The 15,364-nt window shown below is 51.5% G+C and carries 11 protein-coding genes; 5 read left to right on the top strand and 6 right to left on the bottom strand.

The genetic code is table 11. From position 1 onward, the window contains the following. Positions 1 to 19 precede the first annotated feature (19 nt). The 3 genes from leuB (at position 20) to VEB01_RS14220 (ending at position 5,206) form a co-directional block, all read left to right on the top strand. Entirely contained in the window at positions 20 to 1,108 is a 1,089-nt protein-coding gene (gene leuB / locus VEB01_RS14230) for a 3-isopropylmalate dehydrogenase (protein ID WP_324876515.1), read from the top strand. An 18-nt stretch (positions 1,109 to 1,126) separates the two neighbouring features. Next, positions 1,127 to 2,149 carry an aspartate-semialdehyde dehydrogenase gene (locus VEB01_RS14225; protein ID WP_324876513.1) on the top strand — a complete coding sequence of 341 codons (1,023 nt, stop codon included), beginning with the start codon at positions 1,127 to 1,129 and terminating at the stop codon, positions 2,147 to 2,149. Between the two features lie 81 nt (positions 2,150 to 2,230). After that, positions 2,231 to 5,206 (top strand): motility hub landmark protein FimV, encoded by a 2,976-nt coding sequence (locus VEB01_RS14220; RefSeq protein WP_324876512.1) that lies wholly within the window; start codon positions 2,231 to 2,233, stop codon positions 5,204 to 5,206. Here VEB01_RS14220 and mrcB read toward each other — a convergent pair. Together mrcB and VEB01_RS14210 are read right to left on the bottom strand one after the other, a co-directional pair. Further along, positions 5,203 to 7,536, bottom strand: coding sequence for a penicillin-binding protein 1B (gene mrcB, locus VEB01_RS14215; protein WP_324876510.1), 2,334 nt, complete (start codon positions 7,534 to 7,536; stop codon positions 5,203 to 5,205). The genes VEB01_RS14220 and mrcB overlap by 4 nt on opposite strands. Positions 7,537 to 7,601: 65 nt before the next feature. After that, positions 7,602 to 9,440: a putative bifunctional diguanylate cyclase/phosphodiesterase gene (locus VEB01_RS14210; RefSeq protein ID WP_324876508.1), complete on the bottom strand. Its 1,839-nt coding sequence runs from the start codon at positions 9,438 to 9,440 to the stop codon at positions 7,602 to 7,604. Between the two features lie 173 nt (positions 9,441 to 9,613). Between VEB01_RS14210 and VEB01_RS14205 the strand changes: the two genes are divergently transcribed. Continuing rightward, positions 9,614 to 10,480 (top strand): HDOD domain-containing protein, encoded by an 867-nt coding sequence (locus tag VEB01_RS14205; protein WP_324876506.1) that lies wholly within the window; start codon positions 9,614 to 9,616, stop codon positions 10,478 to 10,480. A gap of 11 nt (positions 10,481 to 10,491) precedes the next feature. On the opposite strand, the gene hemH is transcribed toward VEB01_RS14205, so the two are convergent. From hemH to dusA, 3 genes are all read right to left on the bottom strand, one after another. Next, on the bottom strand, positions 10,492 to 11,484 hold the full coding sequence (hemH, locus tag VEB01_RS14200; RefSeq protein WP_324876504.1) for a ferrochelatase: 993 nt from the start codon (positions 11,482 to 11,484) through the stop codon (positions 10,492 to 10,494). Positions 11,485 to 11,501: 17 nt separating this feature from the next. Beyond that, positions 11,502 to 12,059 (bottom strand): GTP cyclohydrolase I FolE, encoded by a 558-nt coding sequence (gene folE / locus VEB01_RS14195; protein WP_324876502.1) that lies wholly within the window; start codon positions 12,057 to 12,059, stop codon positions 11,502 to 11,504. 63 nt (positions 12,060 to 12,122) lie between these two features. Beyond that, on the bottom strand, positions 12,123 to 13,097 hold the full coding sequence (gene dusA / locus VEB01_RS14190; RefSeq protein WP_324876500.1) for a tRNA dihydrouridine(20/20a) synthase DusA: 975 nt from the start codon (positions 13,095 to 13,097) through the stop codon (positions 12,123 to 12,125). Positions 13,098 to 13,561: 464 nt separating this feature from the next. On the opposite strand from dusA, the gene VEB01_RS14185 reads away from it, so the two are divergent. Next, positions 13,562 to 14,659: a GGDEF domain-containing protein gene (locus VEB01_RS14185; protein ID WP_324876498.1), complete on the top strand. Its 1,098-nt coding sequence runs from the start codon at positions 13,562 to 13,564 to the stop codon at positions 14,657 to 14,659. Positions 14,660 to 14,683: 24 nt separating this feature from the next. On the opposite strand, the gene VEB01_RS14180 is transcribed toward VEB01_RS14185, so the two are convergent. After that, entirely contained in the window at positions 14,684 to 15,355 is a 672-nt protein-coding gene (locus VEB01_RS14180) for a hypothetical protein (protein ID WP_324876496.1), read from the bottom strand. Positions 15,356 to 15,364: the final 9 nt, after the last annotated feature.

The raw sequence follows: 15,364 nt of genomic DNA, 5'->3' as shown, positions 1-15,364 counted from the left end.
AGAGAGAATCATCAATCGCATGACAAAGAAGATTGCAGTACTGCCCGGCGATGGCATCGGCCCGGAAATAGTCGCCGAGGCGCTAAAAGTTCTTGACTGCCTGAAACAGGAGTTCGGCCTTGAAGTTGAAACGGAGGAAGCACTGATTGGCGGCGCCGCCTACGACGCCAAAGGCACACCGTTTCCGGACGAGACCCTGACCTTGGCGAAGGCGGCCGATTCGGTGCTCTTGGGCGCAGTCGGCGGCCCAAAATGGGAACCGCTGGATTATTCGGTCCGGCCGGAACGTGGCCTTCTGGGAATACGGGCCGAGTTGGAACTGTTCGCGAATCTCCGCCCGGCGATCCTCTATCCGCAGCTGGTCGCGGCCTCGACTCTGAAGCCGGAAGTGGTTTCCGGGCTTGACATCATGATCATCCGCGAGCTGACCGGCGGCATTTACTTCGGCAAGCCGCGGGGGCGCCGCATCAACGACAAAGGCGAGCGGGAAGGCTTCAACACTTTAATTTACAGTGAGTCGGAAATTCGCCGCATCGCTCACATCGCATTCCAAATTGCCCAAAAGCGCAACAAAAAGCTGTGCTCCATCGATAAAGCCAACGTATTGGAGTGCACCGAGTTGTGGCGCGAGATCGTGATCGAGGTCGGTCACGAGTACCCGGATGTCCAGCTTAGCCATATGTACGTCGACAACGCCTCGATGCAGTTGGTGCGCGCGCCCAAGCAGTTTGACGTAATGCTTACCGATAATATGTTCGGGGACATTCTCTCGGACTGCGCCGCCATGCTTACGGGGTCCATTGGCATGCTGCCTTCGGCGTCACTCGACAAGAATGGCAAGGGCATGTACGAACCCATTCACGGCTCAGCCCCCGACATTGCCGGCAAGGGCGTCGCAAACCCCATTGCCACCATACTGTCGGTGGCCATGATGCTGCGTTACAGTTTCAACGATGCCGCGTCCGCAGATCGGATCGAGAAAGCGGTGATAGCCGCTTTGGATGCAGGTTACCGAACCGCAGACATCTATTCGGAAGGCACCGAAAAGGTCGGAACTGCGGAAATGGGTGGCGCTATCGTATCCGCTTTACGATCATTCAACGGCTAATCCCGAACGAGTTTCCCCATGAGCAAGACATACAACATTGCAGTGTTAGGGGCCACCGGCGCGGTGGGTGAGACCATGCTTTCCATTCTGGAGGAGCGCAACTTCCCGGTAGGCCAAGTGTATGCCCTGGCCAGCGCCCGCTCCGCTGGCCAGCAAGTGGAATTCAAAGGCAGTTATCTCACCGTGCAGGATGTGGCCGAGTTCGATTTTTCCAAGGCTCAGATCGGCTTGTTCTCCGCGGGAGCGTCGGTTTCCGCCGTCTATGCCCCCAAAGCGGCGGAAGCTGGCTGCGTGGTGGTGGACAACACTTCCTGTTTCCGTTACGAAGCGGACATCCCACTGGTTGTGCCGGAAGTCAATCCGGAAGCCATTGCGCAATACAAGACCCGCGGCGTCATCGCCAATCCGAACTGTTCCACGATCCAGATGCTGGTGGCGTTGAAGCCGATCTATGACGCCGTCGGCATTGAGCGCATTAACGTCTGCACGTATCAAGCGGTGTCCGGCACCGGAAAAAAGGCGATCGAAGAGCTCGGCAACCAAACGGCTCAGCTGCTGAACGGCAAACCGATCAAGCCCGAAGTCTATCCGAAGCAGATTGCTTTTAACGCCCTGCCTCAGATCGATGTCTTCATGGATAACGGCTACACCAAGGAAGAAATGAAGATGGTCTGGGAAACCCGCAAGATCATGGGCGACGACAGTATTCAGGTGAATCCGACCGCGGTGCGGGTACCCGTATTCTACGGCCATTCCGAAGCAATCCACATCGAAACCCGGAACAAAATTACCGCTGCATATGCACGGGAATTACTCAGCCGCGCGCCAGGAGTGACGGTGATAGACGAACATAAACCCGGTGGCTATCCGACCGCGATTACCGAAGCGGCCGGACACGATGCCGTTTACGTCGGACGCATCCGTGAAGACATTTCTCACCCCCGAGGTTTAGACCTTTGGGTCGTAGCCGACAACGTGCGAAAAGGTGCCGCGCTCAACAGCGTCCAAATCGCGGAGGTGCTGGTAAAAACATACATCTAGGCTAAGCTTTCCTTCAGCAATCTAGGCAGCTCCCGCCATGCAGTCAATGTCGGGAGCGATTGGACAAAGGAGCGGCAAATAGTGCGTAAGTTATCAAAAACCTTGGCGATGATGAGTCTGCTGGCCCCGATGGGAGCTAGCGCGCTAGGTATTGGAGACATCAAGCTACGTTCCGCTCTGAACCAGTCCCTCAACGCCGAAATCCCGCTGGTCCTCTCCGGCGCGGATTCCTTGGCGGATGTCAAAATCTCTTTGGCCCCCCCCGATGCCTTCGCCAAGGCAGGGTTAGAGCGGCACTTTTTTCTCACCAAATTGCAGTTCACCGCTGTTCAGAAACCCGACGGTAGCTATATCATCGAGGTCAGTTCGAACGATGTCATGCATGAACCGTTCGTAAGTTTCTTGGTAGAAGTCAACTGGCCCCGCGGGCGTGTGGTCCGCGAATACACCGTATTGCTGGATCCGCCGGCCACTTTCTCCGACCGAACGATTGCCGAACCTACCTCTCCATCGGTATTCGAGCGGCCGACCCGCAGTTCAGAGCGAACAGCGGAGACTCAATCTTCACCGAGCGAGTTCCATTCCCGGCGTTCAACCGGGCGCTCTCCGTCTGAATCCAAAACCCCATTTAACGGTTCCGAATACGGACCGGTTAAAAGAGATACCACACTTTGGGAAGTCGCCAAACTGGTAAACCAGGATCCCGGCATTACGCAGGAACAAATGGTAATAGCCCTCTTCCGGCACAATCCACAGGCGTTTTATGGGAACACCCCAGACACTTTAAAGGCCGGGGAAACTTTGCGAATTCCGGATCGTGAGTTCATTCTGCAAATCACGAATGCACAGGCACGGGACGAGCTTTATCAACAAAACAATCGCCGAACCGGAAAGCTTGCGAACCGCGACACAGAGAAGCAGAACTCGGAAGCCGCGGCTGCACCCGCGATTGCGCAGCAGTCGGCGCAGGGTCAGCTCAAATTGCTAGCCCCGTCCGATACCAAAGGCGAAGAAGCGGTAGCCGGGACCACGGATGGAGCCGGAAAGTCCAAGGGCGATATCGCTCTTGAGGTTGCAGAAACAGTTAAGCAGGAAAACGAGGATCTCCGTTCCCGCCTGACTCAACTTGAGCAGCAACTGAACGAGATGCATCGTCTCCTAACCCTCAAGAACGAACAAATTGCGACTCTGCAGGTACCACAGGCACAACAGCCTTCGACGGCATCTTCGGAGAAAGCCCCCTCTCATCCGGAGCAGTTAGCAGCTCAAACAGCGCCCGACCAGGAAACACCACAGGTAGAGGAGACGCCCACTCAGCCTGAGAACGCGCAGCCCTCCCAAGTACCCAGCCCGGAAACCGCCCAACCCGCCACTATTGCAACGGCGAAGCCGACGGTCGCACCGCCTAAACCCGTTCCTGTTTCTCCGCCACCCGAGGAGCCGGGCTTCTTGGACGAATTCTTCGATCAACCGACATATCTCGGTACTGCCGGAGGCCTGATGCTGCTGGCACTGATACCGTGGCTGATCGCCCGCCGCCGTGCGGCAATGATAGAAGAAACCGAGAGCATCTTACTTGCGACCGAAAAAGAGAACCTGCAAAAGACCAAAGTTGTCGAATCCAAGTTCGACTCCACAATCTCAGAACCGGCGGCCGCTGCAAAAAGCTCTTTTTTGAGCGAATTCACACCGAGTGATTTTGATGCCTTAGGAGCCGAGTCCGACGAAGTTGATCCCATTTCGGAAGCCGATGTTTATCTGGCTTACGGCCGCTACAAGCAAGCGGAGGATTTAATTCGGAACGCCATAGAACAGCACCCGGAACGAGACGAGTGCAAGCTTAAGCTCCTAGAAATCCATTACGCCACTGAGAACCGAGAGGCCTTTGAGCGTTTTGCCCAGGAACTTAAGGCACAAGACAAGGATGACGAGCCAGAGTTATGGGAAAAAGTGGTTGAAATGGGAAGGGAATTGTGTCCCAACAATCCGCTGTTTGCCGTGTCGCCGTCTTCCGGTCCGATTCTGGATTTTGGTTCAAATCCAGGAAATATCCTGGGCTCCATCGACCTCACCGACGAATTGATTGAGGATTTAAAGCGCTTCGACAGCGAGGTGGCAGAGACGTCCACATCTACCGAGGAAAAGCTCGTTCCTCTGAATTTCAATCTTGATGCGCAAAGTTCAGATGAACCGCTGGTGATGACTGACGAGCGCTCTACAATGGAATTTGACGTTGACTCTTTCCGGGGTAAGAGCGTTCCCACCGTCAAGGTCACACCCGAAGATGAGCAACCTGAACTCGAAAATCTAATCGCCTTTGATTCCGGTAAATCGGAGTCTAATTCTCAAAGCGAATACACGCCGCAAGAATCAGGTAACACCATAGACGAGATCTTGCGCGAGTTAGAGGGAAATGCACGGCACGAGGATAGGTCTGAGTCGGATACTGCCACGTCGATTGCCAGCAATGAAATATCTGATTTCAATGTTAATTCTTTTCAGGTCGAGAACTTTCAACCCGCGACACCGGAACCCGAGCACGAGCTGCCGGAACTTGAAAATCTGATTGCTTTTGATGCGGACAAGCTGAACTCTCGTCCTCAAAATGAATACCCGGAACAAGAAGCCGCTCAATCCATAGACGATATCTTGCGCGAGTTGAGCAGAAACGACTTGCTGCAAGATGAAGTATCAGAACCGCGCAGCGTCACGCCAACTTCAAACACCGAAACACCGGATTTCGAGTTCGACTTGGTATCGCCTATCCAAGCCGAAAGCGAGACACTGGACACGAGTCTTTTGGAAAACCTCTCGGACGAAGGTGAGGATCAGTACTCTGCGTTAACCGATATGGACCAGTTGGAAACTAAACTAGATTTGGCCAAGGCTTACGCGGACATGGAGGACACACAGTCGGCGGTGGAAATACTCGAGGAAGTTCTGGAAATGGGAAACGAGCAACAGAAAACGGAGGCAAAAGCGCTGATAGACAAATTGAGCGCGCAGGAAGCGCGACCGGAGCCGGCTCCTATCGCTAGCCCCGGCGGCCGCATCTAAAATAAACGCCTAAACCAGGAATCGACTCTTTCCGTTGGATTTGACAACTGACCACAAGAAGACACCGCCGTGGGGGCGGAGCCAGCAATAAACGGATATCGGATTGCCGTGGCACAATTCTCATCCGACCGTAAACCGCTTACACGATCTATCCAAACCAATTCGACGTTTTCGGGCGGCTCCAATTCAAGTGACTCCCTGCTCACTTTTCCCATAGTAGATGCCCAAACCGGTAACGCTCCCTGGGCTCCGGTTAGCTTAGCCGGCTGGTTATCGTCACGCCCAACCCACACTACCCCCAGGTAATCTCCGGTGAATCCCGCGAACCAGCTATCCCTAAGGTCGTTGGTCGTTCCTGTTTTTCCCGCGGTATCGAAATGGGAAGGCAAATAGGCATAGGCGGGTTTTCCGGTACCGTCTCGCATGACTTCCTGCAGGATCGTGTCGACCAAATAGACCGCAGCAGAATCTATCGATTGCCGAACACTAAGGCCATAGCGTTGCAAGGTTTTTCCCTCTTGTGAAACGACCGCCTGAATAGCCCGTAATGGAACCACAAAGCCGTCGCTAGCTAAGGTTTGATACATTTGGGCGACTTCAAACGGCGTTAACGTGGCGGTTCCCAGCAAAAGCGACGGAACGAGTTCCACCGATTTTTCAACACCCAGCTTACGCAAGGTTTCCGCGGTACTGGCAACGCCCACATCCATGCCTAAATGGACCGTCGCGAGGTTAAAGGAGTGGGCCAAGGCCTTGTGCAAAGGAACTATGCCATGCTCTTGATTATCGTAGTTTTTCGGTGCCCACGGCCCTCCCCCGGGATTCTTTATGCGAATCTCACTGTCTTGTAGCGGCGACATCAGCGTGTACCGTTGTGGGTCCTCTAACGCAGTCAAATAAACAACTGGTTTGTACAGCGAGCCTATCTGGCGTTGGGCATCCAACGCGCGATTAAACCCGGAATCCTGCGGATCTCTAGACCCCATCAAAGCGGCGACTTCCCCGGTAGCCCGGCGAGTGATCACTGCGGCGGTTTCCAACTGAGTCGTCCGAGTTTGCCTGTCAAGTTTTCTTAACGTAGTCTCGACTGCGGACTCGAGGTAATGCTGCGCAAATACGTCCAGTGTAGTGAAAAGCCGGAGTCCTTCCGACGTCAGGTCCTCCGGACGATATTCTTGCTGCAACTGGCGCTTGATCAGATCCAAAAATGCAGGATAACGGCTGATTGCTTGATGCGGATTTTTTACGACGTCCAGAGGCTTAGCCTTAGACTCGTCGGCTTGACCCCGTGGAATTTGCCCCTGTTCAACCATTTCGTCCAACACCAAGTCCCTGCGTTTCTTTGCTTTGGCGGGCCATCTAAAAGGGTCGTAATACGAAGGTCCCCGTACTAGAGAAACCAACAGAGCAACATGATGCAGCTCCAACTCTTCCAGCGATCGGCTGAAATAATACTGGCTCGCCAAACCGAATCCGTGTATTGCTCGGGCGCCGTCCTGACCAAGGTAAATTTCATTAAGATAGGCTTCCAGGATTTCGTCCTTCGAATAACGCGCCTCCAACACCAAAGCCATGACCAACTCGTTGAGCTTGCGCCACCATGTGCGTTCAGAACTTAGAAAAAAGTTTTTCACAAGCTGCTGAGTTAAGGTGCTGCCGCCTTGCACGATTCCCCCGGCGCGAATGTTAGCCCACATCGCACGAAGAATGCCCCGAGGCGATATTCCGAAATGCTCGTAAAAATCCCGGTCTTCTACAGAAAATAACGCCTTTAAAAGAAGCTCCGGTGCCTGACCGAGCTTGATCAGGACACGGTCTTCTTTCAAAGCGGGGTAGAAAGTGCCGATCTGGACTGGATCTAAACGAAGTAGCGCCAGCGGCTTGGATTCTTCAGAGTCAGTGACCGAGCTTATTTGTCCAACATCGAATCGCACCTGTATGTGCCGAGAAGCCTCCACTTTATCCCAAAATCGAAAGTCGCGTGTCTTTAGGACAAAGACATCGCCTTTCCTAAAATAAGTTCCTTGCGACGACAAGCCCGGGTCGCTTCTGTATTTCAGCTGCTCTAGCAACCATTCAAGCCGACCGGCATCCAATTCGTAACCGGCGAACAACTCGACCGGACTGGCGTAGACACGGGCAGGCAAAGCCCAGCGCTTTCCTTCGAATTGTTGACGGACGATGTAGTCCTCATACGCCAGATAACCGACAGCGATCGCAATGACAAACGGAGACAGATACAGCAAGATGCGTCGGAACGACGCGTTCAGGAAAGACAGGATGGGTGATCGGTTTTTACGCGATGTCTTGCCGCGTCTGGTATTTTGCATGGGATAAAGGAATAACGCCCGTCAGGGCTAAGCAAAAGGACCGTAAATTTAAACGGCAACTTCGATTAGGCGGCTTGGGTCGACTGTACGGAACTGGCGATATCGTCGATGGAGATTGCTGTTTTGTCGAGCAGATGGGGTTCCGGCTTACCGATTAGATAACCTTGTACATAATCTACACCGAGTGTTTTCAAAAGATAAAGAACCTTCGGGCTTTCGACGTATTCGGCGATGGTCTTTTTCCCTAGCTTGCGGGCGATATCGATCATTGCCTTGACAAGCACCCTATCTGTTTCATCATGAAGCAGATTTTTAATGAACTGTCCGTCAATCTTCAAGTAATCTACTGGAAACTTCTTGATGTAATCGAAAGAACTAAAGCCCGCACCAAAATCATCTAAGGCGAAATGGCACCCCAACGCCCTTATGCGTGCAATCATTTCCCGAGTTTGCTGATAATTCGCGACGGTTGCCGTTTCGGTGATCTCGAATGCGAGCCGAGACGCGGATATCCATGTTATTTCCAGTTTTTGCTTAATTAGGGGTAACAGGGATTGATCCTGAAACGCAACACCCGACAAATTTATCGTTAGGCTGATATGCGATAGGTTTTCCGGCAGTGAAGCCAGAAAATCTATCGATTTCTCTACCACCCAAAGATCAATATGGTGAATTAAGCCCATACGTTCGGCGACCGGGATGAACTCACCCGGCGAGAATATATCCGAACGCTTACCCCTCATTCGGATCAGGACTTCATAGTGTGTGATGGCACCGTCCTTAACCCTGACAACCGGCTGAAAAACCAGAAAAAACCGGTTTTCCATCAAGGCTTCACGAATCAACGGGACCCACAATATATCGCTTCGACGCGTGCAAGCCTGCGTGTCTTTATCGTTGTACAACTGCACCATATTACGCCCGTTCGCTTTCGCTGCGTAACAAGCTTGATGCGCCTCGGCAATCAATACACTCGGATGACTCACCATCCTTCGCGATTCGAGTAGAGCAATACCGATACTGGCCGAGATATGATAACTGTCTTGTCCAGTGACAAAGCGGAAACCATCCAAGGCTTGGCGAAGCCGTTCAGCAATAACCAATGCCTCCTGCTGCTTTACGTTTTCCAAAAAAATACAGAACTCGTCAGCTCCAATCCGGGCTGCGATGTGATCCAAATCGAGAGTGCCATGCAGCAGGCTGACCGTCTCCACTAACAGACGATCACCGGTTTCGTGACCCTCAAGATCATTGATCATATTGAACCGATCCAGATCCAGGTACAGCAAGGCACCTTCCTGATCGAAATTCCGGCATCGGTGTATGGCCAGCTGAAGTTTCTTCTCCAGGCTGCGGCGATTCGCGAGGCCGGTTAGTTCATCATGGGCCACGAGATATTTGAAACGGGCCTCCATGATTTTGCGCTCGGAGAGTTCATTTAATAGTTGCTCCTCCTGGCTGCGTCTCAGGTGACGCTCGTTTCTGAGTATCAAACTCATATTTACCAAGGGGATAAAATCGCGACCGCGGATAGGCTTAGTAATCAGGCTGATGCCTTGCCTGCTCAATTGAGCGAGACGGAGCACCTGCTTGCTGTCCATTTCAGTCGATTCTTCAGTGAAGATAATGGCGGGGATGCCAACTCCCTCATCTATTGAGGAAAAAGATAAACAGAACTCGTCAATCTGACATTCAGGGAGGTTGCTATTTAGAATAATGAGACCAACATCTTCGAGGCTCCGCTGGAATTTTCTCAGCTGTTCAAGGACTTCTCTTCCATTAGAGACGGATACGAAATTCAGGAAGCCGGCTTCTGACAGAATTAACTCGACTTGGGCACGGTGACGCTCGTTATGCTCACCGATAATAATTAACTTTTCGCCGAGCTGGTTAGTTGGCGTCATGGCATCCAATCAAAAGCACGAAGCTTAGTTATGATAAAAGATTCAATCGCCACTCGTATCACGTATAAAATCTTCCTTGAGCTAAGATAAATATAGATGCCATTTATTAGCGTATCAGTCAAATTAAATTAAAGGCAGAATAGCGTTTGGTATGCACGCCAAGAGCTAAAACCATGCAATACGCCTCTACCCCGCTTAGTATCCGCGTAATCCTGACCGGAAACGTGCACTTAGCCTCTCCCCCTGAATTATTTTTGAGACTCAATGAAGTGCTTGAGAATCCAGAGGCAAACTTGCACGATGCCGGCGCGCTGATTGAAAGCGATCCGGGCCTCTCCGCAAGGCTGCTAAGAATCGTCAATAGCGCCTTTTACGGAATCCCATCTAAAGTCACATCTATCCACCATGCAGTAAATATTATCGGCGTTCAGGAAATTCGGGACTTGGTATTAACTACGCTAGTGGTCGATAAATTTTCGTCCTTCACCAATAGCTTAATGACAATGAGAGAATTTTGGAGCATGAGCGTGCGCTGCGCACTAACAGCCAAATTACTCGCGAGTTTCTACCCAAATGGCGAACGTCTGCAAGCAGTATTTCTTTGTGGGCTACTACATGAAATAGGGCGACTAATCGTTTATCATCGCCTTCCGGAATTGGCCCGTGCCGCGGCACTCCTGGCACGATCCGAAAATATAAATTACCATGAAGGAGAAAGACGGATTATCGGATTCGACCATTACCAGGTCGGGGCCGAGTTGGCTCGGCTATGGCGACTGCCGGAGATCATCGCCGTAACCATCGAACATCATGACACACCAGAAAACGCCACGGTATTCAGTCGCGAAACCGCCCTGGTCGCTCAGTCGCAATCTTTTGTCTATTCACATTATTTTAACTGCGGTATATCGGACGATGCGCCAGCGACCGATATTGCCAAATGGAACCTTATCGGCATTGACGTAACTGAGCTAAATGAACTAATCCCGCAAGTCAACGAACAATTCAACGAAGTTTTCAAGCTTATTTACCCGGGTTAAGCCACCGCCTTTTACACAAGATGCTTAATTATCAAATCAGCCAAAACGCGAGCATGCTCCGGACTATCGTTTAGGGCGGGGATTAATCGGTATTGGCTGCCTCCAGCTTCTTTAAAAACCTCTTTGTTGGTGATCCCAATCTCCTCCAGGGTTTCCAAACAATCGACGGCAAATCCCGGGCAAGCCACATCAACCTCTCTAAATCCCCTTTGCGGCAAGGACTTTAGCACATCGATGCAATAAGGCTGCAACCAGCGCCCTAGCCCAAATCGAGACTGAAAAACCAGTTGCCAAGCATCATTCGAAAGCTGCAATTCATCCGCGATTAGCTTGGCGGTCGTATGGCATTGTTCATAGTAGGGATCGCCTAAGACGCGGCTTCGTTCCGGTAAACCGTGGAATGAGATCAGCAAAAATTCACTTCGGCCATTATCACGCCAGAAATATTCGATTCGTTTCGCCGCAGCCCGAATATAAGCCGGATAGTCATGATAGTCGCTAACGAATCTTATCTCCGGAACATGTCGCCAACTTTTCAAAACCGAGGCAACCGCATCAAATACTGTTCCAGTACTTGGCGACGAATACTGGGGATACAACGGCAAAATTAGAATTCCATCGACCCCGGCGCTCTTCAACTCGTCCAGCTTCTCCCGAATTCCGGGCTTTCCGTAACGCATTGCAATTTCTACGACAGCCTGTCCCCCGGTTCTCGCCGAAACCTCGGCTTGCACCGCACGAGTCAAATCCGTGCTGAACACCATTAAAGGGGAGCCCCTGTCAGTCCAAATCGAACGATAGGCTCGTGCCGACTTCGATGGGCGCACCCGCAGAACCACACCACGGAGGATCATCCACCAAATCGGCCTCGGTATTTCCACGACCCGCGAGTCCCAGAGGAACTCGCTCAAATACCGCCTAACCGCGGCCGTAGTCGGGGCCTCGGGCGTACCTAGGTTAACTAGAAGCACACCCCAACGGCGGGATTTTCCTGTTTCTGCCACGGAATGAAATCCCTGGTCTATTTTCGATTGATGAGATTGAGAAACTCCGAGCGAGTACTGATTTGCTTACGGAATAAACCCAGCATGGATGAAGTAGTCATAACCGAGTTTTGCTTCTCCACACCTCGCATCATCATGCACAGATGCTTAGCTTCGATCACCACGGCAACGCCCGCCGGATTAATTGCCGTCTGGAGGGCGTCCGCAATTTGTTTGGTCAACCGCTCTTGGATCTGAAGACGACGAGCGTACATCTCCACAATACGAGCAATTTTGGAAAGTCCGATCACCTTTCCTTGAGGCAGATAAGCCACATGGCACTTACCGATGAAAGGCAGAAGGTGGTGTTCGCACAATGAATATAGTTCGATATCTTTTACGATCACCATGTCCTCGGTATCCGCCTCGAAGATGGCATTATTGAGAACACGCTCGAGGCGCTGATTGTAGCCGCTATTGAGAAAGCGAAAAGCCGCTGCCGCCCGCTTGGGCGTATCCATCAATCCCTCACGGGTAACGTCCTCTCCAAGAGATTGTATGATCTGGGAAAAAAGATGCTCCATTACGCTTTGCATGATTAATGTCACCAATGGGAATAGATAAGTATATCGCGCAGGAATACGCCATGTCTTTCACGATCAGACATGCATTGATTCCTCACAATAGCGAGCAGCGTTCACGAGCACATCCACTCCAGCACTTGGTTTTACCGCGTGTTCGCCAAGATACCTCCGCCATGCTCGCCCACCCGGCATACCGTGATATAACCCCAGAACATGCCGGGTGATGGTGTGCAAGCGCACGCCCCGCGCCAGTTCCGTTTCCAAATACGGAAACAGCGCTTCAACAACCTGGTGTCGAGAGAGAACGGGACGATTATCGCCAAAAAAACGCCGGTCAGCCTCCGCAAGCAAGTACGGCTGATGATAGGCAGCTCGCCCCATCATCACGCCGTCAAATCGTTTAAGATGCTGCTCCGCCTGGTTCAGGTCGACAACACCGCCGTTTAGGATAATTTCGAGAGCCGGATAGTCCTTTTTGATTCGATCGACCACATCGTATCTTAATGGTGGTATTTCGCGATTCTCCTTAGGAGACAACCCCTTAAGCCACGCTTTTCTGGCATGGATAATAAAAGTATGGCAACCGCCGGAAGATACCGTGTCGACGAAGTGCGCGAGATCTTCATACGAGTCCTTTTCGTCAATACCGATTCGGGTCTTGATCGTTATCGGAAGCGATACGGCATCGGCCATAGCCGCCACACATTCAGAAACCAACTCAGGCTCGGCCATCAAGCAAGCACCGAATCGCCCATTCTGTACCCGGTCGCTCGGGCATCCCACATTAAGGTTAATCTCATTAAACCCATAACCCTCGGCAATCCTTGCACACTCAGCAAGATCGGAGGGACTGCTGCCGCCCAACTGAAGCGCCAAGGGCTTTTCATCCGAATGAAACTTCAGTAAATGGTCGCGGTTTCCATGCAAAATCGCACCGGTTGTAACCATCTCGGTATAAAGCAGCACCCGCCGAGAAATTAGACGTGCAAAATAGCGAAAATGGCGATCCGTCCAATCCAGCATGGGGGCGATGCTCAAAATTCTTTGCATACGGATAATCATCTTAACAAGCGGGAAATGCGCCGTTGTCGCAAGGATTGATTAGTGAGCGATTCCCAGTAGAATGAATTTCATTGCGGCTTTTTTGGACACACGAAACCCTAGGAGTTTCCAGGATCAGGCATATGAAAGCCACCTTTCTTGTTTCCGGCCGGAGCAAATCTTGTTGCGCTCACTTTGTCGCTTTCGGCGTAAAGGGTACCTTATGGGAATTTTCCTTGTCTTACGTTGACTATCGGTAACTCATGAAATCGCGACCGGCCGATTTCGAACGAATACTCTCTAATTTACACGCCTTAAGACGTTACCCGTCAGAACCTCTTCTTATAGAGCATATTCAAAGTAGCGTTGAGTCGCTGACTCAAATTCATAACGCGAGGGAGAGTCGGTACCGCGCCGTAATTCAACAACTTCTCCATTATGTTGAACTACTGATTTCGGACAGAAACCAAAAATTGGCGAAACGAATCGAGTTTCTCCAAACTTTGTTGAGCCCTTCTTTATCCTTAGCCGAATTGAACACGTTAATTAAAGGCGTCGAAGATCTCAAACAATCTTTGTTTCGTCCTCATTTTGATTTTTCCGACCGAATCATCGGCGACCATGATCCATCGTCCAAGGAAGCGGAGGCCACAGAGCAAAAATTGGAGACAAAGGAAACAAATAGGAGGCGCCCGGAAAAAACATCAACTCTTTCAGACTGCTCCACGCCTTTTCTCGAAGGACAAGGCGTAAAGATGGTGGAAATCCACCAGTCTTTGACTGCATGCCTTAAAGAAACGGGCGATGCCAACCTACATTCCGGACAGCTACTCAAGAATATTATTCAGATGCTGACCCATCCGGATAATTTCATATTAACCGGCGCGACGCGGGAGGATCTTCTAAAACAAACACATATCCTGCTAGAAGAGCAGCAACGCCAGACGAAACAAATTGACGTTATCCAGAATTATCTGGACTTGCTGGAGACGAACAATCGGAAGATCGACCTGGAATTCACACGAGTCCATCAATTAAGCCTTACTGATGAGCTAACCGGACTCCCCAATCGGCGAGCCTTCCTGAACCGGCTGGAAGACGAGGTCGGGCGCGTGCAACGTTACTATACTCCGCTGGCCTTGGCGATGATGGACCTCGACGGTTTCAAGGAGATCAATGATCGCTACGGTCACGCTGCCGGCGATGAAGTTCTCAGAATCTACGCCAAAAAAATCTTGCCCACATTTCGCCGTCATGACCACGTGGCACGTTTCGGCGGCGAAGAGTTCATCATACTGCTTCCCAATACCGAGTTGGACGGCGCCTTATGGGCACTCAAGAAAATCCAGGCACAAGTCCATCGAAGTACGTTTTCAACTGGCAGCCTGACTATGGCTTTACCGACTTTTTCTGCCGGCGTTACCGTATACGCATCAAATGAGTCGGCCGACACCTTCGTCAAGCGGGCTGATGCCACTATGTATCGTGCGAAACGGTTAGGAAAAAACAGGATCGAAACGGAAAACGTCAAAAGGCGAAACCAAGGAAATCTTGGCTCATCAAATGATTAATGTTTTGAAAATACGGAAGAGGCGTTAACCGTTGAAGTCGCCGCCAGCCCTCTTTGCCAGCATCGGAACAGCAGCAACCTCCGAGTGGATACGGCACGCGCGACTCCGCTGCCGTATCCAATAACCACTTATGAGAACTGTGGTTGTGGCGAGACTGGCAGCGCAAAAGTAAAGCAGATTCTTTACCTGCAAAACCTCATCCATAAGTTCCTCGTTACGGATTACTTTCGAATCGGGCAACCTATGGAAGCGAGAATGCTCAACCTGAGTATCGTCGAAGGCATTAGCTGAAGCGCGTTCCGCATAGCCTTCCAAAAGCGCCAGGTCGTTCTTTAGCTGCTCGAAAGCTTCAATATCCGCGGAGCTGACTTTTCCAATCTCGATGTTCCGCTGAAGGGCTTTGAGTCTCATTTCGACCGACTCCGCCAGCAGAACGCCGAATTTGCCTTGCAGCGCCTCCATTTGTTGATTGATTGCCTTGATCCTGGCGTGCCCTTCCGATGGGCTGACTAGCGTGGACTCTAGACGAGTCGAAAAATCAAATAGAACGAGGACAAACGAACCGAAGAATATCGCGAACAGGATAAACAGCACTCGCGCCCTTCGCTGCCGAGCGGCCGGCACGGGATACCGAACCGAAGCCTCGGCGCGCAGTGCGGGCGCGGTCGTTGACTCGCTCTGATACCTCTCGTACACCCCATCTCC

The sequence above is a fragment of the Methylocaldum sp. genome (assembly GCF_035627495.1).
GTDB lineage: Bacteria > Pseudomonadota > Gammaproteobacteria > Methylococcales > Methylococcaceae > Methylocaldum.
Note: the sequence above shows the minus strand (reverse complement) of the source record. Positions and strands in the feature narration are given on the sequence as shown.